Here is a 25418-nt window from a genome sequence, read left to right as displayed (position 1 = left end):
GGCGCCGAGTTTGCGCCGACCGGGGAAGGTTCAGCCGGCCGACGGCGTTGCCTGACTACGTGCGCCTCTCCGTCCTCGATCTTGTCCCGGTCCGTACCGACCAGTCCACCGCCGACGCCCTCGCGGCCACGGTGAAGCTGGCCCAAACCGCCGACCGGCTCGGATTCACCCGCTACTGGGTGGCCGAACACCACAACATGCCCGCGGTGGGGGCCACCAGCCCGCCGGTGTTGCTGGCCTACCTGGCCGCACATACCTCCCGGGTGCGGCTGGGTTCGGGCGGGGTGATGCTGCCCAACCACGCTCCGCTGGCGGTGGCCGAGCAGTTCGCGCTGCTGGAGGCTGCCGCACCCGGCCGCATCGACCTGGGCATCGGCCGCGCACCCGGCTCGGACCCGGTCACCTCGGTCCTGCTGCGCGGCGGGGCCGGCCGTGACGATCGGGATATCGAGAACTTCCCCGACTACCTCGACCAGGTCCGGGCGATGATGAGCAGCCGCGGCGTGCAGGTCCAGTTGCGTGACGGCGACTACCTGCTCAAGGCCACCCCGGCCGCCGTGAGCGAACCGAGGCTGTGGCTGCTGGGCTCCAGCATGTATTCAGCGCAGTTGGCGGCGGCCAAGGGCCTGCCGTACGTGTTCGCGCACCACTTCTCCGGTCAGGGCACCGAGGAGGCGCTGGCCTACTACCGGGCGAACTTCACCCCGAGTCCGTTGTGCGCCGAGCCCACGACGTTTCTGACGGTCAACGCAGCGGTCGCCGAAAGCCATGATGAGGCAATCGCTTTGATGCTGCCCAACCTGCAGATGATGGCGCGGTTGCGCACCGGCCGGCCGTTGGGCGCCGTCGAGTTGGTCGAGGACGCGAGCGCGAACCAGGTCTCCGATGCCGAGCAGCGGATCATCGACGGCAGTCTGCGCCGTGCGGTCGTCGGCGCCCCCGCCGAGGCGGCCGGCCAGATCCGGGAGCTGGCAGAACATTTCGGCGTCGACGAAGTCATGGTCAACCCGGTGGCCTCGGCTCACCGCGGCACCGACCCCGCCACCGCTCCCGGGCGCGAGCAGACCCTCGAGCTGCTCGCCAAGGAGCTGTTCTAGCGGTTGATGACGGTGGCCCCGAAACCGCTGGGGCGGTAGTCGATGTAGATCGGGTCCTGCGAGAACGGGTAGTAGCCGGAGTTCATCGACGGGTCCGACCAGATATACGGGCCGTTGGCCGCGGTTGTGGTGTAGGAGTACAGCAGGGTCTGGCCGTCGGCGGTGTAAACCGAGATGACGGTGCCGACCGGTACCTGCGACCCGATCCCGGCGCTGGGGAACAGCGACGGGGGCAGGGCTCCGTACATGCCGCCGGAGTCGATCGAGGTGGACACCGGCACCGGAGTTCCGCCGTTGATGGACACCATGGTCTCGACGAACGGGGACCCGGGCAGGGAGATCTCCGGGGTCATCGGGTTGGGCCCGAATGTCACCTGCCCAGTGGTCTCGTCGATCAGCACGCCCTGGTTCAGCGCGCCCGGCAGCGCCGAGATGATCGTCGACGTTCCGGTGTAGCCGTTGTTGGGTCCGATGCCGAGCACACCGACGATGCCGTACTGGTTGAAGTAGTTCGTCATCAGAGTGTTCGACGACGGGTCGACGATGTTGACCGCGGTCGGGTCGGTGACCAGGCCGCTGGGGCAGGTGCCGGTCTTGTCGCAGAAGCCGACGGTGGTGTCGTAGGTGTGATAGCTGTAGCTCTGCCCGTTCAGTCCGGCGTAGCTTGCGCTGCCCGAATAGACCGAGTTGCCCAGACCGTTGCTGCTGCCCAGTAGCGTCAGACCGGTTGAACCCGTGTCGATCTGGACCGCCACCGGCGCGCCGCCGTTGATCGAGATGTAGACGATCGGGCTGATCCCGCCGCTTTGCAGGTACAGCGGGATGGTGGCGTTGAGCGGGCTGGTCGGACCGGCCCCGTTGGAGCCGCCGCCCGAGCCGGCGCCGCCGGCACCGTGGGCGCCGTTGGCGCCGTTGTTGCCGACCGTGCCACCGCCACCGCCCGCACCGCCGTTGCCGCCGTCGCCGCCGTTGGCTCCGGCGCCACCGGTGGCCACACCGCCCGCCGCTCCGCCGACGCCGCCGTCCCCGGCTGCCCCGCCGTGGACATTCGTGCCTACCAGGGTGGTGTTGCCGCCGTTGCCGCCGTCACCACCGCCGCCGCCCGCACCGGCGTTACCGCCCGCGCCGACGTGGGCACCCGAACCGCCGGCGCCCGCGTTACCGCCGGCGCCACCTCCTCCGCCATTGCCGCCGCTGGAACCCTGCGCGTAGAAACTGCCGGTGGCGTTACCGCCGTCGCCGCCGGTACCGCCCACGCCGCCGTTGCCGCCGAGTCCGCCGTCGAATCCGGTTGCGCCGGCACCGCCCGTGCCACCGGCTCCCGCCGCGCCGCCGTTGCCGCCGTCACCGCCGATCCCGACCGGCGCCGCGTTGATCCCGGGCTGGGCGAAGGTGCCGGAGCCGGGTGCACCACCGTCACCGGCAGCCCCGCCGCTACCGCCGTTGCCGCCGATACCGCCCGCACTGGCGACCCCGGTGCCGCCGGTGCCACCGCCGCCGCCGCTGCCGCCGTTTCCGCCGGCACCTCCGTCGCCGTTGGTGCCGAAGCGGCCGTGCTCGTGCAGGGCGACATTGCCCGCGTAGGCCGAACCGGCCGAGCCGCCCTGGCCGCCGGCGCCGCCGTTGCCGCCGTCGTAGCCGCTGCCTGCGCCGGTGGCCCCCTGATCGCCGAGCCCGCCGTTGCCGCCCGCACCTCCGGCGCCGCCGTCGCCGCCGCTGCCGTACTGCACGTTGTTGGCCACGTCCAGGGTGGCGATGCCGTTACCGCCACCGTTTCCACCGGCCCCGCCCTTACCGCCCGCGCCGCCGTTGCCGGTGTTGGCGCCGTGCGCGCTGACGCTGCTGCCGCCTGCGCCACCGGCTCCGCCCTGCCCGCCGTTGCCGCCGCTGCCCGGCAGGGTGGCGCTGGGTGGTAGGGCTGATTGGTCCAGGCCGCGACCGCCGTCGCCGGCCGCACCGCCGCTGCCGCCGGCCCCGCCGTTGCCGTCGCCCAGCGAGTTGCCGCCCTTGCCGCCGGCCCCGCCGCTGCCGCCGTCGCCGGCATTGCCGCCGTTCGAGCTGGCGACCCCGTTAACACCCGTGGCGCCGGCGCCGCCGTTGCCACCCGCCCCACCGTTGCCGTGCAGGCTGCCGGTTCCGCCGTTGCCGCCGGCCCCGCCGGATGCACCCGCGGTGGTTGCGCTGAAGCCGTTGCCGCCCGTTCCGCCGTCGCCGGCGTGGGCGGTCGGCGCCGCGCCGGCCGAACCGGTGGCCCCGGCGGAAGAACCCGCGCCGCCGTTGCCGCCCAGGCCACCGGCGCCGACGGCGCCGCCGTTGCCTCCGTTACCGCCGTTGACGTGGGCGACGCTGCCGTCGGTGCCGTTGCCCCCGTTGCCGGGAGTGCCGCCGGTCCCGCCGGTGCCGCCCGCGCCGCCGACGCCCTGCTGACCGACAGCGCCGTGCGCGGCGGTGCCGCCCGCGCCGCCGACACCACCGGTCCCGCCTTGTCCGCCGGCTCCGCCGTTGCCGCCGACTGTGCCGTCGGCCCCGGCCGTGGCGCCGTTAGCGCCGGTGAATCCCGCGCCACCGGTGCCGCCGGTGCCGCCGACGCCGCCGGTGCCGCCGGTTCCGCCGTTGCCGCCGAGCGCGCCGCCGTTTCCGCCGGCACCGCCGGCTCCGCCAGTGCTGCCCTGCCCGCCGACGCCGCCGCTGCCGCCGACCGTGGTCGCGTCGATTCCCTGCCCGCCGACGCCGCCGTTGCCCCCGGTTCCGCCGGTTCCGCCGTTGCCGTACGCGCCGCCGTCGCCGCCGGTTCCGCCGGTGCCGCCGACTCCGCTGGCGACCGAGAATCCGTCGCCGCCGTCGCCGCCGTTGCCGCCGGTCTTCTCGCCCAATCCCGCCGCGCCGGCCAGACCGTCGGCGCCGGTTCCGGTCAGGCCGCCGGTCCCGGCCGCGCCGCCCGCCCCGGCGGCTCCGGCCTTGCCGGTGTCTCCGCCGTGGCCGCCGGCGCCGCCGTCGATGTGCGCGGCGGTGCCGGCCGCACCGGTTCCACCGTTGCCGCCCGCTCCGGCTATGCCGCCGTTCCCGCCTTTCCCGCCGTCACCGTTGGCGCCGGCCGCACCGTGGCCAGAGGCTCCACCGGCCCCACCGGCTCCGCCCCGACCGCCGTTGCCCCCGTCGCCGCCGTTGTGGGCGTCGCCGCCGGCGCCCGCTTTGACGGCGAAGTCCCCGGTGGCACCGTTCGCACCGGTCGACCCGGACCCGCCGTTGCCGCCGGCCCCGCCGTTGCCGCCGCGTCCGCCCTCGCCGTACTGCGCCGACAGGCTCGAGCCGCCGGCACCGCCGACACCGCCCACGCCGCCGGCGGTCCCCACGGCACCAGAGGTGCCCGCCACACCGATCCCGCCGTCGCCGCCGGCGCCACCGTTGCCGAAGAACCAGGCCACCGCGTCGCCGCCGGCACCACCGGCCCCGCCCACGCCGCCGGACAGCGCCGCGCCGCCGTCTCCGCCGGCGCCGCCGTTGCCCATGAACGATCCGCCGTCGCCGCCGACGCCGCCCGCAGCCCCGGCTCCGCCGTCGCCGCCGGTGCCGCCGTCACCGAACATGCCGGCCGCGCCGCCGTTGCCGCCGATGGCTCCGGCCAGGGTCTGGTCGTATCCGTCGCCGCCGTCGCCGAGCCACAGGCCGCCGGCGCCGCCGTCGGGGTTGTCCGCGGTGCCGTCGACGCCGTTGCCGATCAAGTACTGCCCGGCCATCGCGTTGAGGGAGTTGTCGAACTGGATGCCCAGCGGGCTGGTGATCCAGGCCTGGGCCTGGGCGTGCAGTGCGGCGTAGATGTCGAAGCCGAACGAGGCGTCCATCGGGCCGGGATCGGCGATGCCCGCCGCCGGTGTGAACATCTCGACAAGCCAGTCCATGTCCCAGGAGTCGGCCTGCGCCGGCGGGCTCATGCCGAACGCTCCGATGGTCCCGGCGGCCAGGAATGCCCCGATCGCACAACGAGTCCCGCGGCGCCGCTGCGGATCGCGTCGTAAGCCCATGGCCCTCACCTGTCCGTTTCGAGGGCGAACCCCGGCGGCCACACGCTTAGGGGCGTGCGATGAAAGTCAAAGTACTACCGAAGCGTTCCCTTAACAACGGACGCTTGGGCTCGGCGAGGCGAATTGTCGCCGACTAAGTGGATTTCGGCGTAACCACCACGATCGGGATCGGCCGGTTGGTGCGCCGCTGATAGGCGTCATAGCGATTGGCGTTGTTGGTGTTGACGATCCGCCACAGCCGTGTGTAGTCCGGATCGTCGGGCAGCACCGGCCTGGCCGTGGCGTCGAGCCGGGCGGGCCCGACGTTGATCTCGACGTCCGGGTGGGCCTTGAGGTTGTGGTACCAGCCGGGGGAGCGGGGTGCGCCACCCATCGACGCGACGATCAGATAGGTGTCCCCGTCGCGGGCGTAGCTCAACGTCGAGATCCGTGCCGCGCCGGTCTTGGCGCCCACGGTATGCAGCAGCAGGCTGGGCGGTATGCCCGGAAACCGGTGCCCGATCCACCCGTTGGTGCCCTGGTACAGCGCGCCGTGCAGCCGCAGCAGCCGCCCGCCGAGCCGCTGCTCGATCCAACCGGCAATGTCCATGGGCCTCAGTCTGCCCGGCCGGCGTCGACGTCCGCCAGTGCCGCCCGCAGCAACTCCGCGGTGCGCTCCCGGTCCGGGTCGCGCCGCAACAGCATGCCCTTGGCGAACGCCAGCTTGTCGCCGCTGCGCCGCGGCACCACGTGCAGATGGATGTGGAAGACGCTCTGGAACGCGGCCCGGCCGTCGTTGATCGCCAGGTTGTTGCCGTCGGCGTGCAGGCCCGAGATCCGCGCCGCCTTTGCGATCCGCTGGCCGAGCGCCACCATGCCGGCCAGGGTGGCGGGCGGGGTGTCGGTCAGGTCGACGGTGTGGCGCTTGGGAATCACCAGGGTGTGGCCCGCGGTGAACGGCCGGATGTCGAGCAACGCCAGGTACTCGTCGTCTTCGTGGATCCGCACGGCCGGCGCATCACCGGCGACTATGGAACAGAACACGCAGCTCATCGTGGTCATGCCAGTGCGCCGCCGATCGCCTCGATGGCCCGGTCCAGGATCGCCCGGGTGGTCGCGAAGTTCAGCCGCGCGAATCCCGGGCCGCCGCCGAACGGCAGTCCGGGGCTCAGCGCCACCTTTGCATCGGCCAGCAGCAGGTCGGCCGGCTCGGCGGGCAGTCCCAGTGACCGGAAGTCCACCCACGCCAGGTAGGTGGCTTCGGGGTTGCTGATCCGCAGCCCCGGCACCGCCGCCGGCAGCGCGGCGGTCAGGTGGTCGCGGTTGGCCCGCAGATAGCCCAGCAGCTGATCGAGCCAGTCACCGCCAACGGTGTAGGCGGCGATGTTGGCCCGGATGCCGACGGTGGAGGCGCCCATGGTGTGCAGGAAGTTGATTCGGTCCCAGTCGTCGGCGTCGCGCTGGTTGGACAGCATCACCTGGGCGCACATCAGCCCGGGCAGGTTCCAGCCCTTGGACGCCGACATCAGCGTGACGACGGTGTCGGCGGCGGTCTCCGACACCGAAGCCGCCGCGACGTGGCCGCGGTCATAGACCAGCGGGGCGTGGATCTCGTCGGCGATCACCCGGGCGCCGTGCCGGGCGGCGACGTCGGTGATCGCGCGCAGTTCGTCGGCGGTGAACGAGGTGCCCAGCGGATTGTTCGGGTTGCACAGGATCAGCGACCCCGCGCCGGCGGCGAATGCGGCGTCGAGCGCGTCGAGGTCCATCACATAGCGACCCGATTCCTGTTGTGTCATGGGAATCTCCACACGCTGTCGGCCGGCGACCCGCAGCACGTCGAAGAACGGCATGTAGGCGGGAACGGGCAGCACCACCGGGCTCTCCGGGCGGGTGAGGAAGGCGATCACCGTCTCCATGCCCTTGAGCACGTCGGGCACGGTCCGCACCCACTGCGCGGGCACCGCCCAGCCGTAACGCTGCGCGCACCAGGCCGCCGCGGCCACCGGCAGTGCATCGGAGTCGAACACCGGGTAGCCGAACTCCTCGGTGTCGGCCCAGTCGCGCACCGCGGCCAGCACCGGCGGCGCGGTGGGAAAGTCCATCTCGGCGATCCACAGCGGCAGCACGCCCGCGTCGAATCGGTTCCACTTGATGGTGTTGCGGGCGCGGAGTCGGTCGGGGGTTAATGCATCGAAGGCTTCAGCCACACCGACAGTCTGCCGCGCGATACGTTGGCCGCGTGGCTGATCCCGAGATCGACGACCTGCTCGACGGGTTGGAGGGCACCGCGCGTGCCGAACGCGCAGAGCTGATCGACTGGCTTCTTGAGCAGGGCGTGACGGCCGAGGAGATCCGTTCCTCGGCGTCGCCGACGTTTCTGGCGTCGCGTCGGCTGATCGGCGACGACGGCACCTACGTCTCGGCACGGGAGGTCGCTGCGGCGGCCGGGGTGGATCTGGAGCAGTTGCAGCGCATCCAGCGGGCGGTCGGACTGCCGTGGATGGACGATCCAGATGCCCACGTGCAGATGCGTGCCGACGGCGCCATCGCCGAGCATTCGCGTCGCTTCATCGAGGCCGGCATCGACCCGCAGCAGGCCATTCAGACGCTGCGGGTGTTGGCCGACGGGTTGTCGCACACCGCAGATCTGATGCGTTCCACGGTGGTGGCCGCGATCGCCGAACCGGGTATTACCGAGTTGGAGATCGCGAAGCGGTCCCGCGACATGGTGGCCGGGCTGGCGCCGCTGCTGGGCCCGTTCGTGCAGGACATGCTGATGATGCAGTTGCGCCATCAGCTCGACATCGACGAGGTCACCGAGGGGGAGCGCCGGGCGGGTGCGCCGGTGCCGGGGGCGCGGCAGGTGGCGGTGGCATTCGCCGACCTGGTGGGTTTCACCCGGCTCGGCGAGATGGTGCCGCCGGAGGAGCTGGTTCAGCTGGCGGAGCGGCTGACGGTGCTGGGACATGACATCGCCGTTCCGCCAGTGCGCTTCATCAAGACGATCGGCGACGCGGTGATGTTCGTCAGCCCGGAACCGGCGCCGCTGGTGGACGCGATGCTCAAGCTGGTGGAGGCCGCTGAGGCCGACGAGAGCCTGCCGCGGCTGCGGGCCGGGATCGCGGCGGGCCAGGCGGTGAGCCGGGTCGGTGACTGGTTCGGCTCCCCGGTGAACCTGGCCAGCCGGGTGACCGGGGTGGCGCGGCCGGGCGCGGTGCTGGTGGCCGAGTCGGTTCGGGTGGCGCTGGCCGAATCCGGGGATTTCCGTTGGTCGTTCGCGGGTAAGCGGCATCTGAAGGGGATCAGCGGTGAGGTGAACCTGTACCGGGCGCGGCACGCGCCGGCGGCTTGAGAGCTGTTTCCGCCGGCCACGAGCAGCTCCGGGCCCAATGCCGGTTGACCGGGGACCATTGGCCCCTGTTGCCGGCGATCCGTGACCGCGAACCTGGGATAACGAACCCGCGGAGGTGGATCATGGTCGACACGGCAGTGGAGTCCGAAGTTCTCGCCGATGCGGTGCGACTGGCTTGCCGGGCCCCGTCGTTGCATAACAGCCAACCCTGGCGATGGGTGGCCGAGCACGGGCGGCTCGACCTGTTTTTGGATTCGACCCGAGAGGTCCATGGGGACCGATCGGCGCGTGAGGCGTTGATCAGCTGTGGCGCGGTGCTCGACCACCTGCGGGTGGCGATGGCCGCGGCCGGCTGGACCGCCGAGATCGAGCGGTTCCCCGACGCGCAGCGCCCAGAGCACTTGGCCGCGATCGGCTTCACCGCCGCCGGCCGAGTCTCCGACGCACAGCGGTACAGCGCGAGCGCGATCCTGATGCGACGTACCGATCGCCTACCGTTCATGGCGCCGAGCTATTGGGAACGGTTCGAGGTGCTGCTGCGTAGCAGCGTCAACGAACCGGTGCGGCTGTCCGTGGTCGACGACGAGCTGCGGCCCGCGCTTGCGGAGGCTTCGCAGCTGTCCGAGGCGCTGCGCCTGTACGACTCGGCGTATCACGCCGAACTGAACTGGTGGACCGCACCTTTCGACGTCGCCGACGGCATTCCCGAGAGTGCGCTGGTCTCGGCGGCGGAGAGCGACCGCGTCGACGTGGGGCGGACGTTCCCGGTCACCCATAACCGCGAGCGGCGCGTCGAGGTCGGCGACGACCACTCGAAGATCGTGCTGCTGTCCACCGCCTCCGATGATCGCAGCGATGCGCTGGCCTGCGGCGAGGCACTGTCGACGGTTCTGCTCGAATGCACGATGGTGGGTTTGGCGACCTGCCCGGTGACGCACCTGACGGAGGTTCCGGCGGGCCGGGCGTTGCTCGCCGGCCTGGTGGGCCGCGATGACCTGCCGCAGATACTGATTCGAGTCGGTGGCACGCCCGCGCTGGAGCACATGCCGGAGCCGACGCCGCGGCGCCCGCTTGCCGATGTCTTGGATCTGAAGGGCTGACCGGCAAGACAAATAGGGCAGGCCCGGTCAGACTTGGCGAGGCGTCTTACGCATCCTGCGCGACTGGCTTTCACTCGCGGGGCCAGCTCTTCGGTACGGCCATAACCGGGCCTGCTTCGCGGTCGAATCTACGCCGGTGACCACTGGTCAGCAATGGTTGATTTCGCCGGCCATCTCCCAATACGCGCCGCGCCGGGCCACCAGTTCGGCGTGCGTGCCCTGCTCGACGATCCGGCCCGCCTTCATCACCACGATCAGGTCGGCGTCGCGGATCGTCGAGAGCCGGTGCGCGATGATGAAACTGGTCCGCCCCCTGCGTAATTTCCGCATCGCGCGCTGGATCAGCAGTTCGGTGCGGGTGTCCACCGAACTGGTCGCCTCATCCAGGATGAGCAGCTGAGGGCGGGCCAGAAAAGCCCGGGCGATGGTGATCAGCTGCTTCTCTCCGGCGCTGATGCCCGCCCCGTCATCACTGAGCCGGGTGGCGTAGCCCGTGGGCAGGGCGCGCACGAACGCATCGACATGCGCGGCGCGGGCGGCGGCCAGCACCTCGTCCTCGCCTGCGTCGGGCCGCCCGTAGCCGATGTTTTCCAAGATCGTCCCGGTGAACAGCCAGGTGTCCTGCAACACCATGCCGATCGAGGACCGCAGCGCGGAGCGATCCAGCGTGGTGATGTCGACGCCGTCGACCAGGATCTGCCCGTGATCTACGTCGTAGAACCGCATCAGCAGGTTGACCAGGGTGGTCTTGCCCGCTCCGGTCGGCCCGACGATCGCCACCGTGGCGCCCGGCTCCACCACCAGCGACAGCTCGGAGATCACCGGAACACCCGGGCGGTAACCGAAGTCGACGTTGCGGAACTCCACCCGCCCGCGGAACTCGTTGAGCGCCAACGACGACGATGACGGTTCCTCCGCCTCGTCAAGGAACTCGAACACCCGCTCGGCGCTGGCTGCCCCGGACTGCAGCATGTTGTACATCGAGGCCAGGTTCCCCAGCGGCTGGTTGAACTGGCGAACATAGGCGATGAACGCCTGAACGCTGCCCAAGGTGATCTGCCCGGTGGCCACCTGCAGTCCGCCGACCACCGCCACCGCCACGTAGCCCAGGTTGGCGATCAGGCCCGTCGCCGGCGACACCAGACCGGAGAGGAACTGGGCTCCGAATCCGGCCCGGTACATTTCGTCGTTGCAGTCGTCGAACCGCTGCTGTGCCCAATCCCGGTGCCCGAATGTCCGTACCAGCGTGACGCCGCTGTAGGTCTCCTCGACGTGGGCATTCAGCCGCCCGGTCGCGGCCCACTGCGCGGCGAACAACCGCTGCGAGCGCCGGGTGATCGCCCGCACCGCCAGCAGTGACGCCGGCACGCCCAGCAGGGTGATCAGCGCCAGCACAGGGGAGATGGACAGCATCATCGCCAGCACCACCAGCACGGTCATCACCGAGCTGAACAGCTGACTGACCGTCATCGACACCGACGTCGCGGTGTTGTCGACGTCGTTGGTGACGCGGCTTAGCAACTCGCCACGACGAGAATTGTCGAAGTAGCGCAACGGAAGCCGATGGATCTTGTCCTCGACGTCGCGGCGCAGCGCCAGCATGGTGCGCTGCAGGATCATGTTCAGCAACCGGGCCTGCGTCCAGACCATCACCGCGGCAACCAGATACAGCCCCATCGCCAAAATCAGGGTGCGGGCCACCGCGCCGAAGTCCACTCCGACGCCGGGCACCACATCCATGCCGGACAGCATGTCGGCGTAGGTGCCGTGCCCGGCGGCGCGCGCGGTTTCGATCGCCTGCTGCTTAGTCGTGCCCAAAGGCAGGCCGCGGCCGATCACGCCGTTGAATATCAGGTCGGTGGCGTGGCCGAGGATGCGCGGTCCCGCAACCCCGATCCCGATGCCGCACAAGGACAGACCCACTACCCCGGTCACCAGCCGCAGCGAAGGGCGCAGGCGACGCGCCAGGCGCCAAGCGGTCGTCGAGAAATCGACGGCGCGGGCCCCAGGATCCGGCGCGCTCATAATCCCGCCACCGTCTGGGATTCGGCGAATTCGGCATAGGTGGGGCACCCGTCCAGCAGTTCGGCGTGCGTCCCCGCACCGACCACCCGCCCGTCGTCGACGACGATCACCTGATCGGCCTCGATGACCGTGGAAATACGTTGCGCCACAATGATTACCGTTGCGTCAAAGGCGACCTCGCGCAGGCCCGCGCGTACCCGGGCATCGGTCAGAGTGTCCAGTGCCGAGAACGCGTCGTCGAACAGGTAGATCGAAGGCCGGCGGATCACCGCCCGGGCGATCGCCAGCCGTTGCCGCTGCCCGCCGGACAGATTGATCCCGCCCTGGGCCACCGGCATCGCCAGCCCCTCCGGGTGCGACGACACGAAATCGGCGGCGGCCACCCGTAATGCGTCCCACATCTGCGCGTCGCTGACGACAGCATCCGCGGCCAAGCCGTAGCGCAGATTGTCGGCGACGGTGCCGGAGAACAGATAGCCGTGCTGGGGAACCAGGCCGATGCCCGGCCACAGCTCCTCGGGGTCGCGCTCGCGCACGTCGACGCCGTCGATCAGCACCGCGCCGGCGGTCACGTCACGCAGCCGGGCGATCAGCGACACCAGCGTGGACTTTCCCGAGCCGGTGAAGCCGACGATCGCCACGGTGCTGCCGGGCACAGCGGTCAGAGAGACGTCGTGCAGCACCGCCCGGTCGGCGCCGGGGTAGCGGAAGCCGACCCCGGCCAGCCGGACCTCGCCGGCGACAACAGCCGGCGCCACCGGAGAGGAGGGCGCACCGATGCTCGGTTCGGTGGCCAGCACTTCGCTGATCCGCTCGGCGCACACCGAGGCACGCGGGAGCACGGCCAGGATCATGGTGGCCATCAACACCGCCATCAGGATCTGCATGAAGTAGGACAGGAACGCGATCAGCGAGCCGACCTGCATCTGCCCGGCGTCGATGCGCAGCCCGCCGAACCAGATCAGCGCGACGCTGGAGGCGTTGATGGTCAACGTGGTGGCCGGCAGCATCAGCGCCTGCAGGTTGCCGACCGTCAGCGAGGTGTCCGACAACGCGTGGTTGGCGCGGGCGAACCGGTCGCGTTCGTAGGGTTCGCGGGCGAACGCGCGGATCACCCGGATCCCGGTGAGCTGGTCGCGCAGCACCCGGTTGATGTTGTCGATCAGCATCTGCAGGCGGCGGAACTTCGGCAGCATCCGCGCCACGATCGCGTAGTTGGCCAGCGCCAGCACCGGCACGCTGACCGCCAGCAGCCAGGACAACCCGGCGTCCTGGTGGACCGCCATCAGCACCCCGCCGACGCTCATGATCGGCGCGGCGACCAGCACCGTGGTGCCCAGCTGCGTCACCAGCTGGATCTGGCGGACGTCGTTGGTGGTGCGGGTCAGCAGGGAGGCTGTGCCGAACTGGGCGGTCTCGCGCTCGGAGAACCCGATCACGGCTGCGAACACCGCTCGGCGCAGATCGCGGCTCAGTCCGGCCCCGGTGCGGGCGCTGAAGTAGACGGCGGCGACGGCGCACAGCACCTGCGCGGCGCTGACGGCCAGCATGAGCAGGCCCAGCCGGACGATGAGGGCCGTGTCGCCCCGGATGACGCCGTCGTCGATGATCGTGGCGTTGACGGTGGGCAAGTACAGCGACGCGCCCGTGCTGATCAGCTGCAACGCCATCACCGCCGCGATCGCCCCGCGGTAGGGCCCGATGTAGCAGCGCAGCAGCGCCAGAAGCATGGGGTTACTGTCGCACACCAGTGCGGGCCGGGGGCGGCAGCCGCGACACAAACCGACTGGTCACCCCGTGTGTCGTGGTTGTCCGGGTGCGGTGCCGCTACAGTGCATCGTGTGCGGCTCACATTGACGGTCCCGGCCCTGCTGGCTGCTGCCATGGTTCTCGGCGGTTGCTCCGACTCCGGCTCGTCGACCGAAGCCCAGTCCGGCGAGTCGCCGGCATCGAAGACGGAGACCGGCAGTCACGGACCGTCGTTTCCGCAGTGCGGCGGTATCAGCGACGAGACCATCGCGGACCTGACCAAGGTCGCGGGGGTGGTCGGCACCGCGCAGAACTCGGTGGGCTGCCAGTGGCTGCTGCGCGGCGGGATCATGGGCCCGCACTTCTCCTTCTCCTGGTATCGCGGCAGCCCCATCGGGCGTGAACGCAAGACCGAGGAGGTGTCGCGCACTTCGGTGGAGGACATCAACATCGACGGCCACAGCGGGTTCATCGCGGTGGGCACCGCTCCGACGATGGGCGACAACCTCTGTGAGATCGGCATCCAGTTCCAGGACGACTTCATAGAATGGTCGGTGAGTTTCGCCCAGAAGCCCTTTCCTGATCCCTGCGACGTCGCCAAAGAGCTGACCCGCCAGTCGATTGCGAACGCGAAATGAGCCGACGGATTCTGGCCGGGTTGGCCGCACTGGCCGTGTTGATCGCGCCGACGGGCTGCTCTCGTGAGGTCGGCGGCACCGCGGTCAAGGCGGGTGCCGGGGACACCAAGCGCAACAACAACTCCGAGCGGCAGTACCCGAACCTGCTCAAGGAGTGCGAGGTGCTGACCACCGACATCCTGGCCAAGACCGTCGGTGCGGATCCGCTGGACATTCAGAGCACCTTCGTCGGGGCCATTTGCCGTTGGCAGGCGGCCAACCCGGCCGGTCTCATCGACATCACCCGGTTCTGGTTCGAGCAGGGCAGCCTGGACAACGAGCGCAAGGTCGCTGAGTTCCTGAAGTACCAGATCGAGACGAAATCCATTGTGGGCGTGCCGTCTATCGTGATGAGGCCCAGCGATCCGAACGGCTCGTGCGGGGTGGCCAGTGACGCCGCCGGCGTGGTGGGCTGGTGGGTCAACCCCCAGGCGCCCGGGATCGACGCGTGCGAGCAGGCGAACAAGCTGATGGAGCTGACGCTCGCGACGAACTCGTAGCGGAGTTCGTCCCGGGCCGTGGTCACGCCCTGTTGCCCGCAGGTCGTTGGCCACGGTGCCGGGTAACCCCATGGCGCGGAATTCACACCGCTCGGCTTGATAGCGCATGTGACATCCGATTCGAACTCATGTCACCCCGCCCGCTGAGGGGCAGATGCGGAATCTGGGTGTAGGGGGTCCGGCAGCCAGTCTCAGCGCGGAACGTGGAACCCCACCAATGCGGCGCCGCCCAGTTCGAGGTCGCGCCACGCCCCCTCGACGCGCAACACGGCGATGCCGGAGGTCGGGAACTTCGTGGCCACCTGCGCTTCGGTGCGCGGGTCGGTGCCGCGAACACCGGCCAACCCGAGCGCCAGGTGCGACATCGTCGGCTCGTGGCCGATCACCAACAACGCGGCGACATCGTCTGCGACCGAATTGATTTCGTCGATCACCGTGCCCGGGGTGCTGTCGTAGAGGCGGTCGACGTAACGCACAGGGGCGTCGATCGCGGTGCGGTCCAGGGTTTCCCGGGTTCGGGTCGCCGTCGAACAGAGCACGGCATCGATGCCGGGCAGGTTGGCACGCAGCCAGTCGCCGGCCAGCCCGGCCTCGCGGATGCCGCGCGGGGCCAGCGGCCTGTCGTGGTCGGCGACGCCGCCCGGATAATCCGACTTGGCGTGCCGCAGCAGGATCAGGGTGCGTGGGTGCTCGCTCATCGGACCCACGATATCGCCAGTTACCAAAGTGCCACATGTGACGCACGGGACACCGTCGTCGTGCCCCCATCCGGACCTGCCGATCGAGGTCCGAGGACTTGTCGGTGGCCGGTCATACACTCGCGGTGCCCGGTCGGCAGCCGGGTGGAAAGGACCGATCTGACATGCGCTTCGTGCACACCGCCGACTGGCAGCTCGGCATGACCCGGCACTTCCTCGCCGGTGACGCTCAGCCGCGCTACTCGGCCGCCCGGCGCGGAGCCGTTTCCGGCCTGGGGGCCTTGGCGGCCGAGGTCGGTGCGGAGTTCGTCGTCGTGGCTGGCGATGTGTTCGAGGACAACCAACTCGACCCCCAGATCGTCAGCCAGTCCCTGGAAGCCATGCGCACCATCGGGATTCCGGTCTATCTGCTGCCCGGCAATCACGATCCGCTCGATGCCGCCTCGGTGTACACCAGCGCGTTGTTCACCGCCGAATGCCCCGACAACGTCGTCGTGCTCGACGCCGCGGGCGCACAACAGGTTCGGCCCGGCGTGGAGATCGTCGCCGCACCCTGGCGCTCTAAACGGCCCACCGCAGACCTGGCAGCCGCCGCGCTGGACGGGCTGGACGCCGACGGCACCACCCGGATCCTGGTCGCCCACGGTGGCGTCGACGTGCTCGACCCCGACCCGACCAACCCGGCACTGATCCACCTGACGAGCATCGAGGAAGCCCTGTCGCGCGGCGCGATCCACTATGTCGCATTGGGGGACAAGCATTCCCGCACCCAGGTCGGCGCCACCGGGCGGGTCTGGTACTCCGGTTCGCCGGAGGTCACCAACTACGACGACATCGAATCGGACTCCGGCCACGTCCTGGTGGTCGACGTCGACGAGGCCGACGGCACCGTTCATGTCGAACCACGCCACGTCGGCTCGTGGCGGTTCCTGACCCTGCACCGCCAGCTCGACTCCGGCCGCGACGTCGCCGATCTGGACATCAACCTCGACCAGTTACCGGACAAGGACCGCACGGTGGTCCGGCTGGCCCTCACCGGTTCGCTGAGCGTCACCGACCGGGCTTCCCTCGACGCTTGCCTGGACCGCTACTCGCGTCTGTTCGCCTGGGTGGGCACCTGGAAGCGCCACACCGACTTGGTGGTGATCCCGGCCGACGGTGAGTTCACCGATCTGGGGATCGGTGGGTTCGCCGCCGACGCGGTTGAGGAGCTGGTCGCCGCGGCGCGCGGCGGCGCAGACAGCGCCGCGGCCGACGACGCGCACGCCGCCCTGGCTCTGCTGCTGCGGCTGGTGGATCGGGGTGCGGCATGAGGCTGCACCGGCTGGTCCTGACCAACTATCGCGGTGTGGCGCATCGCGAGATCGAGTTCCCCGACCGGGGCGTGGTGGTGGTGTCCGGCGCCAACGAGGTCGGCAAGTCCTCGATGATCGAGGCGCTGGATCTGCTGCTGGAGTCCAAGGACCGCTCCGCCAAGAGGGACGTCAAACAGGTCAAGCCCACCCACGCCGACGCCGGCGCCGAGGTCACCGCCGAAATCAGCACCGGCCCTTACCGGTTCGTCTATCGCAAGCGTTTCCATAAGGCCCCCGAAACGAAACTGACCATCATGGAGCCCCGCCGCGAGCAGCTCACCGGCGATGAGGCGCACGAGCGGGTCCGGGCCATGCTGGCCGAGACCATGGACACCGGCCTGTGGCAGGCCCAGCGGGTGCTCCAGGCGGCGTCGACGGCTGCGGTGGACCTGTCCGGCTGCGATGCGCTATCCCGCGCGCTCGATATCGCCGCCGGCGACACCGCCACCCTCAGCGGCACCGAACCGGTTCTCATCGAGCGGATCGACACCGAATACGCCCGCTACTTCACCCCGACCGGGCGCCCCACCGGGGAGTGGGCTACGGCGGTCTCCTCGTTGGCGGACGCCGACGCCGAGGTGACACGGTGCACCGAACTGCTCGCCGAGGTCGACGACCGGGTGCAGCGCCACGCCGAGCTGTCCGAGCAGCTGGCCCAGCTGACCTCCGAGCAGGCGACGGCCGATGCCCGCCTTGCCGCCGCCCAGGCCGCCGGCGCCACCATCGCCGCGTTGCGCGATCAGTTGCGCGCGGCCCAACTGGAGGCCACCACCGCCGAAGCCACTGCCGCCATGGCCGAGGCCTCGCACGCTGATCGGGTGCGGCTGTGCGGTGAGGTCGACTCGCGGGCCGCGGCGGTCAAGGCCCTGGACGCTGAAATCGTCGATGCCGCAACGGGGCTTGCCAACGCGGAGGCTGCCGCGGCGAGTGCCGATGACGCCGCAACGCAGGCCGAACAGCTACTGGCGGCGGCCACTGGGCGTGTCGACGCCACCCGCCGCGTCGTCGAGCAGATCGCCGCCCGCGACGAGGCCGATCGGCTGGCAGCCCGACTGGCTCGTATTCAGGCCACCGAGGCCGAACTGGATCAGATTCGCGGTGAACTGTCGCGAGTCGTGGTGACCGAGCCGATGCTGCGGCGGGTCGAAGACGCCGCCGCGGCGCTGGATCGGGCGCAGGCATCGCTGGCCGCGATCTCAGCGACACTGGAGTTCACCGCGGCCGCCGACATCGAGCTGATGATCGCCGGCGAGCGCACGGCGTTGCCGGCCGGCCAGAGCTGGTCGGCGCCCGTCACCGACGCCACCGAGGTCGAGGTGCCCGGATTGCTGTGTGTGCGAGTCAGCGCCGGCGACAGCACTCTGGACGCGAACACCAAATACGCTGCGGCGCAAGCGGGGCTGTCGGCGGTACTGGCTGAAGCCGGCGTAGGCGATGTGGCGCAGGCCCGGCTGGCCGACCAGCGGCGCCGCGAACTGGCGAGCTCACGCGATCAGCTCAGCGCCACCCTGACCGGGCTGCTCGGCGATGACGAGGTCGAGGCATTGCGTGCCCAACTGACCCTGTTGCGCACCGAGCACGAACAGGTGGCAGCCGGCATCACGGCCGAGGACGTCCGCACTCAGCGTGACGCAGCCGAAACGCTGCGTGTCCAAGCCGATTCCGACTGGCAGGCGCGGCGCCGCGAGGCCATTGAGGTGGCCGCTCGGCGTACCGAGGCCGCCACCCGAGTGGCGCTGTTGGGTGACAAGGCATCGACGCAGCGCACCGAATTCGATATCGCCAGCGCACGGCTGACCACCGACCGGGCTTCGCGCAGCGACGAGTCTGTGACGGTGGCCGCCGAATCCCACCGCCAAGCCGCTAGTGCTGCGCAGCAGCGGGTCACCGCGTTGACCGACGAGCTGGGCGCCGCCAACCCCGAGACCGTCGACGCCGAACTGGCCGACGCCGACATCGCGGCGCAGGCCCTGCGCACCAGGCACGCCGAGACCGCCCGGGCGCTGCACGAGGTCGAGGTCGAACTCGCGGTGTTCGGGACGCAGGGCCGCCGGGGTCGTCTCGACGCAGCGCAGATCGCCCGGGAACACGCCGCAGCCGAACACGACCGGATCGGCCAACGGGCCCGCGCGGTCTCACTGCTGCGCTCGACCATGAACCGACACCGCGACGACACCCGTCGCCGCTACGTCGAACCGTTCCGGGCCGAGATCCAGCGGCTCGGCGAGTACGTGTTCGGTGCCGACTTCGAAGTGGACGTCGACACCGACCTGAAGATCAGCACCCGCACCCTAGACGGCCGCACTGTGCCGTACGAATCGCTGTCCGGCGGTGCCAAGGAGCAACTGGGCATCCTGACCCGGCTGGCCGGGGCGACCCTGGTCGCCAAGGAGGACAGTGTTCCGGTGGTGATCGACGACGCACTCGGCTTCACCGACCCTGACCGGCTGGAGAAGATGGGCGCCGTGTTCGACGCCGTCGGCGCCCAGGGGCAGGTGATCGTGCTGACCTGCAGCCCGGACCGCTACCGCAGCGTCAGGGATGCGCACCGCATCGACTTGAGCTCGTGAGTATTTCGAGCCGCTACGAGTCGAACTCCGCCGGCCGCACGATTTGACCCCGTAGCTCACCGATCTCGTCGTGGAGACCGATCTCGACGAACCGGCTTGAGATTCGCGAACCAAGCTTGTCCACGTGGGGCTCGGTCATCAGTCCTTCCCCTCGCGGAACCGCTGTTGCGCCGCCTGTCGTGACACTCCCAAGACCATTCCGATGGTGCCCCAGCTTTCGCCGTTCGCTCGCGCTTCCGCCACCGCGTGACGCAGAGCGTCAGTCGCAGCGTCGGCTGCATCGGCCGCCTCACGGACATGCCGTAGATGGCGGCCGTCGCGTACGTTCACCGACGGGTCCGCGGGGTCCAACTGGTCGATCCACTGCTCGGCGGCAGTGGTCTCATCGATTTTGGTTGCCATAGTCATCACCTCACAAGTAGTCGTAGTTTTTCGGCTGCAATACGTTCACGTGGATGATCCGCTGGGGGTCATCGGCGGGGACCACCACGACCTCAAGTAGTCGTACGCCTGCATCTACACCGATGATCAGCAGGCGGCCCTCGTAGTCCCCCTCCTGCTCGACAAGCCTGACGGGATTGCGAATGACGTGCAAGGCATCCGCGTCGGAGATCCCATGCTCGGCATAGTGCTTGCGGGCCGATTCGATGAACTCAATGGCGTCAATGATACCTTGACAACTTTGGATGCGTCAACAATATCTTGACATCAGTCCTTCATGAACCCGATCGCGGTGTAGTCCAGATCCGCCAGCCCCGGCGCCCCGAAGTTCGCCAGCGCACTGCGGACCGCCACATTGCCGGTGGTCTGAATCAGCGGCAGGCTGAAGCCTTCCTCCCACAGCAGCCGGTCCACCTCGTTGGCCCGGGCCCGCGCCACCGCCGGGTCGAGCGCCTCCAGTGTCTCCTCGATCTTCGCGTCGATCTCTGGGCTGCCGATCTTGCCGAAGTTGGCCTCCCCGTACGAGGCGGAGATCTGGTTCAGCCCGGCCAGCGGGAAAGCGTCACCGACCCAACTGAACTGGGCGATGTCGAAGTCACCGACGTTGACGTAGTCGGTGAAGAAGCCGCCGCCGGCCTTGGCGTCCAGCTGCAGCTTCACGCCGATCTGGGCCAGATTATGTTGGGCGACTTGGGCGAACTGACGGGTGCTGGAGGCGTCGTAGAACAGGTGGCGGATCACCAGTGGCCGGCCGTCCTTCTCCCGGAACTTCCCGTGCAGCTTCCAGCCCAGCTCGTCGAGTTCACGCGCCGCGCGCGCCGGGTCGTAGGCCACCACGGCGCTGTTGTCCTGGTAGCCCTCCTGCCCGGCGACGTAGATGTGGTTGTTCAGGGCCACCGGGTCGGCGGTCAGGCCGCGCTGGGTCACCTTCGCGATGGTGCTCCGGTCGATGCCTCGCATGACCGCGAGCCGTAACGCCTTGTCGGACAGGATCGCCCCCGGCGCCCCGTTGAAGGTGAAATGGTTCCAGGCCGGCGTCGGGGCGCGGCGAATCGTGACGCCCTCGGTGCGCCGGGCGATGGTCAACTGATCCAGGGTGGCCACGCCGGTGGCGTCGATGGTGTGGTTCTGCAGTGCCGGCATCCGAGCGGCGTCGTCGAGCACCAAATAGGTGATGGTGTCCAGCTTCGCCTGCCTGCCCCACCATTCGGGGTTTCGTACCAAGCTGATTCGCTGGCTGGTGCGGTCCAGCGTTGCCAGCTTGAACGGCCCGGCCGAGGGTCCCGGTTGGCGCAGCTGGCCCTTGTTGAACACCTCCGCATCAGCGGTCATGCTGGCCGGCAACAGCATCGAGTTGCCGGCGAACATGCCTCGCCACTCCGCGTACGGCTTGGCGAAGCGCATGACGGCCTGCCGGTCGTCGACGCCGCGAGTCACCGATGCGACGCGCTCAGCGCCGTTGGTGGTCGCGATGGCGAATCCAGTGTCGGCACCGCTGGTGGCATGGATCTGGCTGGCGATGTCCTTCCAGGACAGCGGTGTTCCGTCGCTCCACGCCGCCTTCGGGTTGATCGTGTAGGTGACCACTTGGGGGTTGGTGCCGGTCAGTTCCACGCTGGTGAAGTAGTCGGTGTCTACCGTCGCCGAACCGTCCGGGGAGATGATGAACGCCCGCGGCATGGTGGCTTTGAGCATGGCGGCGTTCTCAGCCAGGTTGCCGTCGATGTGCAGCGGGTTGAAGTTCGGTGGGAACTGGTTCATCGACAGTCGCAGGTTTCCGCCGTCGCGCAGGCTGGCCGGGTTCTGCGGGTTGACGTCGCTGGCGCTGCCGACGGTGGCGGCGCCCTCCGGGGCGGTGATGTCGACGGCGGTACAGCTGCTCAGCGCCAGCACCAGCGCCACCAGGGCCGCAGCCGTCTTCGTGGTCATGAGGCGGGCTCCGGAAGCGGCACGGCCGCCAGCAGTCGGCGGGTGTAGTCGTGCTGCGGGTCGCCGAACACCTGATCGGCCGCGCCCTGCTCCACGATCTGCCCGGCGAACATCACCGCCACGGTGTGCGCCAGGTGCTTGACCACCGAAAGGTCATGCGACACGAACAGATACGACAGCCCGAACTGCTGCTGCAGATCCAGCAGCAGATTGATGATCCCGGCCTGGATCGAGACGTCCAGCGCCGAAACCGGCTCATCGAGGGCGAGGATCTTCGGCTGCAACGCCAACGCCCGCGCGATGCCGATCCGCTGCTTCTGTCCGCCGGAGAACTCCGAGGGGTATCGCAGCGCATCGGCGCGCCGCAATCCGACCAGCTCCAGCAGTTCGGCAACCCGGGCGTGGGTCGACTTCTTGTCGAACACAGCTTTGTCGAAGCTGTTGGCGCGCAAGGGCTCAGCCAGCACGTCGAACACCGGCAGCCGCGGATCCAACGAGGCGACCGGGTCTTGAAACACCACCTGCAGGTCGCGGCGCAGGGCACGGCGTGAGGAGCGTTTCAAGGAGGCGACGTCGGTGCCCAGTACCTCAATCGAACCCGACTGCGGCGCAGCCAGTTCCAGGATCTGATGCAAGGTGGTGGATTTGCCTGACCCGGATTCGCCGACGATCGCCAGTGTGCGGCCCTGCTCCAACTCGAAGCTCACACCGTCCACGGCGCGGACCTCGCCGGCGTTGCGCCGCAGCACGCCCTTGGTCAGGGGATAGGTCTTCACCAGATCGCGGACCCGCACGACGGTGGCTGACCCGCCAGACTCGGACACCGGAACCTCGGTGTGTACGCCGTAGATCTCGGCGGCGCTGCGCCCGGTGACCTGATCGGTGTGGATGCACGCGGCGAGGTGCTCGCCAACAGCCGAGCCGACGTCTAGCAATGCCGGTTCTGCCTGCCGGCACTCCTCGGTGGCCAACGGGCAGCGCGGCGCGAACGGGCAGCCCCGCTGCTGCGGCGGTCCCAGCTTCGCCTCTCCTTCGTAGAGCCTCGCTGAACCGCCGGGATCGACGCCGGCCAGCGACGGCGGGGCCCCGGGAATCGGCACCAGCCGGGTGCCCTGCGGGGCGTCCAGGCGGGGCACCGACCCCAGAAGTCCTACCGTGTAGGGCATCTGCCGATCCCGGTACAACACCTCGACCGGTGCGGATTCCACCACCCGCCCGGCGTACATCACCAAGGCCCGGTCGGCGAATTCGGCGACCACGCCCAGGTCGTGGGTGATGATCAGCACCCCGGCGCCGGTGACATCGCGGGCCGTCCGCAGGACCTCGAGGATCTGGGCCTGCACCGTGACATCGAGTGCGGTGGTGGGCTCGTCACAGATCAGCAGGTCCGGGTCGCAGGCGATGGCGATGGCGATCACCACCCGCTGACGTTCCCCGCCGGACAGTTCGTGTGGAAATGCGCGCGCCCGCTCCTGCGGCCGAGAGATGCCGACCAGCTCCAAGAGTTCCACCGCACGTCGGCGGGCCGCGGCCCGACCCACTCGGCGTTGATGTACCTCGATGGCCTCGGCGATCTGATCGCCCACGGTGTAGACCGGCGTCAGCGCCGACATCGGGTCCTGGAACACCATTCCGATCGAGGCGCCGCGGAACTTCGACATCGCGGTGTCGCCCAGGCCGATCAGCTGCGTGCCGGCCAGGCGCACCGATCCCGACACCTGCGCGTGTTCGGGCAGCAATCCCATCACGGCCATCGCCGCCGCGGACTTGCCGGAGCCGGACTCGCCGACCATCGCCACGACTTCGCCGGGGGAGACCTGATAGCTGATGCCGCGCACCGCTTGTACCGCTTCGGCGCCGCGGCCGAAGGTGACGGCCAGATCGGAGACTTCCAGCAAGGCACTCATCCGCGGCCCCGTAACGTCGCGGCGTCGGGGTCCAGTGCGTCGCGCAGGCCGTCACCGGCGAGGTTGGCGCAGACCAGGATCGTGATCAGCATTCCGGCGGGGAACAGGAACACCCACGGGAAGGTGATGGCCGAGGCGGTGCCGTCGGCGATCAGGGTGCCCAGCGACACATCCGGCGGCTGGATGCCGAACCCCAGGTAGCTCAAGCCGGTTTCGGCCAGGATCGCCACCGCCACGTTGAGCGCGGTGTCGATGATCAGAATGGACGCCACGTTCGGGACGACGTGGTCGATGATGATGCGTCGACTTGAGACGCCCATATACCTTGCAGCCCGGATGAATTCACGTTCCCGCAGGCTCATGGTCAGGCCGCGCACCATGCGTGCGCTGATCATCCAGCTGAACCCCGCCAGTAGCAGGATCAGCATGGCGATGTTGCCGCTGTTCTTGGTGCGCGGGGTGATGATCGCGATCAGGATGAACGCCGGAACCACCAGCAGCAAGTCCACCAGCCACATCAGCACCCGGTCGCGCCATCCGCCGAAGTACCCGGAGACCGCGCCCACCGTCGCCGCGATCACCGTCGAGATCAGTGCCACGCACACCCCGATCAGCATCGACTTCTGCATGCCACGCAGAATCTGCGCCAGCAGGTCCTGACCAAGGGCGTTGGTACCCAACAGGTGTCGGGCGCCCGGTGGAACCAGCAGCGCGTCGTAGTCGAGGTCGGTGTAGGAGTAGGGCAGCAGCGGCGGCAGCGCGTAGCAGCCTATGAACAGCACCGCCAGCAGCACCAGGGCGCCGACGGCGCCGCGGCTGCGCAGGAACCGGCGCAGCACCAGCGTGCGCCGCGAGGCGAACTCGATCTCGGTGCTCATGACACCCGCACCCGCGGATCCAGCAGCGCGTAGATGACGTCGGAGAGCAGTCCGGCGGCCAGCACCACCGCGCCGGAGAACACCGTGATGGCCGCGACGATGTTGGTGTCCTGGGTCGCCACACCCTGCACCACCCATTCGCCCATACCGTGCCAGCCGAAGATCTTCTCCACGAACACCGCCCCGGTCACCAGCCCGGCCACCCCGTAGGCGAACAGCGTCGCCATCGGGATCAGCGCGGTGCGCAGCCCGTGTTTGAACAGGGCGCGTCGTCGCGTCAGCCCCTTGGCCCGGGCGGTGCGGATGAAGTCCTGGCCCAGGACATCGAGCATCGCGTTGCGCTGATACCGGCTGAACCCGGCGGCCGAGCCCAGCGCCAGCGTCAGCGACGGCAGCACCAGGTGCTGGAGCCGATCGGTCAGCCGGGGCCAGAAGCCGGCGACCAGCCCCGGCGATGTCTCGCCGGTGTAGTCGAACAGTTGGGCGCCCAACGCCCAGTTCACTCGTAGCGCGCCGAGGATCACCAGGTTGGCCAGCACGAACGTCGGCACCGACAGCACCAGCAGCGCCGCGAACGTGATCACCCGGTCGGATACCCGGTACTGGCGCACCGCCCCCCAGGCGCCTGCCACCACGCCGATCGCGGTGCCGGCCACCGACCCGACCAGCAGCAGCCGCAGGCTGACCCCGATGCGACGGCCGAGGTCTGCCGAGACGGGCTGGCCGGTGACGGTGACGCCGAAGTCACCCCGTACGGCATTTGAGGCCCAGTGCACGTAACGCAGCGGAATCGGCTTGTCCAGGCCCAGTTCGGCGGCCTTGGCGTCGATGACGGCCTGTGGGGGGCGGGGGTTGCGCTGCATGAGGCTGTCCAGCGGGGCGAACGCCAGCGAGGTCAGGCAGAAGGTGAGGAAGGAGGCCAGCGCCAACAGCACCAGATAGTTGAGCAGCCTGCCCACCAGGAACCGCGCCATGGCGCAAGGGTAGAGGTTGCTCTGGAGCGCCAGCTGCACCCCATTACCGCGAGCGTGCGTGTCTGTACGCGACACGCCGCGAACGGGCGTACAAATCTGCACCCTCGCGGCGGGCCTGTGCAGTAACTAGGCTCGGACCCACCGAGCTGACGAGGAGACACC

20 protein-coding genes are annotated in these 25418 nt (G+C 69.6%); 7 read left to right on the top strand and 13 right to left on the bottom strand.

Annotated elements, in window-relative coordinates; translation table 11 throughout:
- The first annotated feature begins 59 nt into the window (after positions 1–59).
- Positions 60–1097: an LLM class flavin-dependent oxidoreductase gene (locus K6T84_RS00185; RefSeq protein ID WP_224864987.1), complete on the top strand. Its 1038-nt coding sequence runs from the start codon at positions 60–62 to the stop codon at positions 1095–1097.
- Here the strand turns inward: K6T84_RS00185 and K6T84_RS00180 are convergent.
- The 4 genes from K6T84_RS00180 to K6T84_RS00165 form a co-directional block, all read right to left on the bottom strand.
- Positions 1094–5119, bottom strand: a complete 4026-nt coding sequence (locus tag K6T84_RS00180) for a PecA family PE domain-processing aspartic protease (protein WP_225401680.1) — start codon at positions 5117–5119, stop codon at positions 1094–1096. The two genes, K6T84_RS00185 and K6T84_RS00180, sit on opposite strands and share 4 nt — an antisense overlap.
- A gap of 133 nt (positions 5120–5252) precedes the next feature.
- On the bottom strand, positions 5253–5708 hold the full coding sequence (locus tag K6T84_RS00175; RefSeq protein WP_224864989.1) for a nitroreductase family deazaflavin-dependent oxidoreductase: 456 nt from the start codon (positions 5706–5708) through the stop codon (positions 5253–5255).
- 5 nt (positions 5709–5713) lie between these two features.
- Complete coding sequence (locus K6T84_RS00170) at positions 5714–6151, bottom strand: HIT family protein (protein ID WP_224865709.1); 438 nt, start codon at positions 6149–6151, stop codon at positions 5714–5716.
- A gap of 5 nt (positions 6152–6156) precedes the next feature.
- A complete protein-coding gene (locus tag K6T84_RS00165; protein WP_225398971.1) occupies positions 6157–7308 on the bottom strand; it encodes a MalY/PatB family protein in 1152 nt (383 codons plus the stop codon).
- On the opposite strand from K6T84_RS00165, the gene K6T84_RS00160 reads away from it, so the two are divergent.
- A complete protein-coding gene (locus K6T84_RS00160) occupies positions 7287–8453 on the top strand; it encodes an adenylate/guanylate cyclase domain-containing protein (RefSeq protein WP_224864991.1) in 1167 nt (388 codons plus the stop codon). The two genes, K6T84_RS00165 and K6T84_RS00160, sit on opposite strands and share 22 nt — an antisense overlap.
- A 122-nt stretch (positions 8454–8575) precedes the next feature.
- Complete coding sequence (locus tag K6T84_RS00155; protein WP_225398973.1) at positions 8576–9553, top strand: Acg family FMN-binding oxidoreductase; 978 nt, start codon at positions 8576–8578, stop codon at positions 9551–9553.
- Between the two features lie 147 nt (positions 9554–9700).
- Here the strand turns inward: K6T84_RS00155 and K6T84_RS00150 are convergent, their stop codons facing one another.
- Together K6T84_RS00150 and K6T84_RS00145 are read right to left on the bottom strand one after the other, a co-directional pair.
- Positions 9701–11578 carry an ABC transporter ATP-binding protein gene (locus tag K6T84_RS00150; protein WP_225401681.1) on the bottom strand — a complete coding sequence of 626 codons (1878 nt, stop codon included), beginning with the start codon at positions 11576–11578 and terminating at the stop codon, positions 9701–9703.
- On the bottom strand, positions 11575–13308 hold the full coding sequence (locus tag K6T84_RS00145; RefSeq protein WP_225401682.1) for an ABC transporter ATP-binding protein: 1734 nt from the start codon (positions 13306–13308) through the stop codon (positions 11575–11577). Before K6T84_RS00145 ends, K6T84_RS00150 begins: the two co-directional genes overlap by 4 nt.
- A 153-nt stretch (positions 13309–13461) precedes the next feature.
- Between K6T84_RS00145 and K6T84_RS00140 the strand changes: the two genes are divergently transcribed.
- Positions 13462–13965: a DUF3558 domain-containing protein gene (locus K6T84_RS00140; RefSeq protein WP_224865710.1), complete on the top strand. Its 504-nt coding sequence runs from the start codon at positions 13462–13464 to the stop codon at positions 13963–13965.
- Positions 13962–14504 (top strand): DUF3558 domain-containing protein, encoded by a 543-nt coding sequence (locus K6T84_RS00135; RefSeq protein ID WP_224864995.1) that lies wholly within the window; start codon positions 13962–13964, stop codon positions 14502–14504. The genes K6T84_RS00140 and K6T84_RS00135 overlap by 4 nt, the downstream gene beginning before the upstream one ends.
- A gap of 191 nt (positions 14505–14695) precedes the next feature.
- Here K6T84_RS00135 and K6T84_RS00130 read toward each other — a convergent pair whose 3' ends face one another.
- Positions 14696–15202, bottom strand: a complete 507-nt coding sequence (locus tag K6T84_RS00130; protein ID WP_225401683.1) for a SixA phosphatase family protein — start codon at positions 15200–15202, stop codon at positions 14696–14698.
- A 164-nt stretch (positions 15203–15366) separates the two neighbouring features.
- Here K6T84_RS00130 and K6T84_RS00125 point away from each other — a divergent pair, with 164 nt between their 5' ends.
- Together K6T84_RS00125 and K6T84_RS00120 are read left to right on the top strand one after the other, a co-directional pair.
- Entirely contained in the window at positions 15367–16515 is a 1149-nt protein-coding gene (locus tag K6T84_RS00125; RefSeq protein WP_225401684.1) for a metallophosphoesterase family protein, read from the top strand.
- A complete protein-coding gene (locus K6T84_RS00120) occupies positions 16512–19127 on the top strand; it encodes an AAA family ATPase (RefSeq protein WP_225401685.1) in 2616 nt (871 codons plus the stop codon). The genes K6T84_RS00125 and K6T84_RS00120 overlap by 4 nt, the downstream gene beginning before the upstream one ends.
- Positions 19128–19265: 138 nt before the next feature.
- Here K6T84_RS00120 and K6T84_RS00115 read toward each other — a convergent pair whose 3' ends face one another.
- Genes K6T84_RS00115 through oppB form a run of 6 tightly spaced genes read right to left on the bottom strand, consistent with a single transcriptional unit; the run spans position 19266 to position 25256 of the window.
- Positions 19266–19529, bottom strand: a complete 264-nt coding sequence (locus tag K6T84_RS00115) for a hypothetical protein (RefSeq protein WP_225401686.1) — start codon at positions 19527–19529, stop codon at positions 19266–19268.
- Positions 19530–19539: 10 nt separating this feature from the next.
- Positions 19540–19776 carry a DUF4258 domain-containing protein gene (locus tag K6T84_RS00110; RefSeq protein WP_329786629.1) on the bottom strand — a complete coding sequence of 79 codons (237 nt, stop codon included), beginning with the start codon at positions 19774–19776 and terminating at the stop codon, positions 19540–19542.
- Positions 19777–19835: 59 nt separating this feature from the next.
- Positions 19836–21497, bottom strand: a complete 1662-nt coding sequence (gene oppA, locus K6T84_RS00105; protein ID WP_225401687.1) for an oligopeptide ABC transporter substrate-binding protein OppA — start codon at positions 21495–21497, stop codon at positions 19836–19838.
- Positions 21494–23404: an oligopeptide ABC transporter ATP-binding protein OppD gene (gene oppD, locus K6T84_RS00100; protein WP_224865016.1), complete on the bottom strand. Its 1911-nt coding sequence runs from the start codon at positions 23402–23404 to the stop codon at positions 21494–21496. The genes oppA and oppD overlap by 4 nt, the downstream gene beginning before the upstream one ends.
- On the bottom strand, positions 23401–24282 hold the full coding sequence (gene oppC, locus K6T84_RS00095) for an oligopeptide ABC transporter permease OppC (protein WP_224865017.1): 882 nt from the start codon (positions 24280–24282) through the stop codon (positions 23401–23403). Before oppC ends, oppD begins: the two co-directional genes overlap by 4 nt.
- Entirely contained in the window at positions 24279–25256 is a 978-nt protein-coding gene (gene oppB / locus K6T84_RS00090) for an oligopeptide ABC transporter permease OppB (protein WP_225401688.1), read from the bottom strand. Before oppB ends, oppC begins: the two co-directional genes overlap by 4 nt.
- Positions 25257–25418: the final 162 nt, after the last annotated feature.

Source organism: Mycobacterium zoologicum, from assembly GCF_020181635.2.
GTDB classification, from domain to species: Bacteria; Actinomycetota; Actinomycetes; order Mycobacteriales; family Mycobacteriaceae; genus Mycobacterium; species Mycobacterium zoologicum.
The sequence above is the reverse complement of the archived record's forward strand: the minus strand, read 5'-3'. Positions and strand labels throughout refer to the sequence as shown.

Excerpts from the sequence above, each read along its gene's own strand:
- K6T84_RS00180 (WP_225401680.1), bottom strand. The coding sequence starts at position 5,119 with ATGGGCTTACGACGCGATCCGCAGCGGCGCCGCGGGACTCGTTGTGCG.
- K6T84_RS00175 (WP_224864989.1), bottom strand. The coding sequence starts at position 5,708 with ATGGACATTGCCGGTTGGATCGAGCAGCGGCTCGGCGGGCGGCTGCTG.
- K6T84_RS00170 (WP_224865709.1), bottom strand. The coding sequence starts at position 6,151 with ATGAGCTGCGTGTTCTGTTCCATAGTCGCCGGTGATGCGCCGGCCGTG.
- K6T84_RS00160 (WP_224864991.1), top strand. The coding sequence starts at position 7,287 with ATGCATCGAAGGCTTCAGCCACACCGACAGTCTGCCGCGCGATACGTT.
- K6T84_RS00155 (WP_225398973.1), top strand. The coding sequence starts at position 8,576 with ATGGTCGACACGGCAGTGGAGTCCGAAGTTCTCGCCGATGCGGTGCGA.
- K6T84_RS00150 (WP_225401681.1), bottom strand. The coding sequence starts at position 11,578 with ATGAGCGCGCCGGATCCTGGGGCCCGCGCCGTCGATTTCTCGACGACC.
- K6T84_RS00145 (WP_225401682.1), bottom strand. The coding sequence starts at position 13,308 with ATGCTTCTGGCGCTGCTGCGCTGCTACATCGGGCCCTACCGCGGGGCG.
- K6T84_RS00140 (WP_224865710.1), top strand. The coding sequence starts at position 13,462 with ATGGTTCTCGGCGGTTGCTCCGACTCCGGCTCGTCGACCGAAGCCCAG.
- K6T84_RS00135 (WP_224864995.1), top strand. The coding sequence starts at position 13,962 with ATGAGCCGACGGATTCTGGCCGGGTTGGCCGCACTGGCCGTGTTGATC.
- K6T84_RS00130 (WP_225401683.1), bottom strand. The coding sequence starts at position 15,202 with ATGAGCGAGCACCCACGCACCCTGATCCTGCTGCGGCACGCCAAGTCG.
- K6T84_RS00125 (WP_225401684.1), top strand. The coding sequence starts at position 15,367 with ATGCGCTTCGTGCACACCGCCGACTGGCAGCTCGGCATGACCCGGCAC.
- K6T84_RS00120 (WP_225401685.1), top strand. The coding sequence starts at position 16,512 with ATGAGGCTGCACCGGCTGGTCCTGACCAACTATCGCGGTGTGGCGCAT.
- K6T84_RS00115 (WP_225401686.1), bottom strand. The coding sequence starts at position 19,529 with ATGGCAACCAAAATCGATGAGACCACTGCCGCCGAGCAGTGGATCGAC.
- oppA (WP_225401687.1), bottom strand. The coding sequence starts at position 21,497 with ATGACCACGAAGACGGCTGCGGCCCTGGTGGCGCTGGTGCTGGCGCTG.
- oppD (WP_224865016.1), bottom strand. The coding sequence starts at position 23,404 with ATGAGTGCCTTGCTGGAAGTCTCCGATCTGGCCGTCACCTTCGGCCGC.
- oppC (WP_224865017.1), bottom strand. The coding sequence starts at position 24,282 with ATGAGCACCGAGATCGAGTTCGCCTCGCGGCGCACGCTGGTGCTGCGC.
- oppB (WP_225401688.1), bottom strand. The coding sequence starts at position 25,256 with ATGGCGCGGTTCCTGGTGGGCAGGCTGCTCAACTATCTGGTGCTGTTG.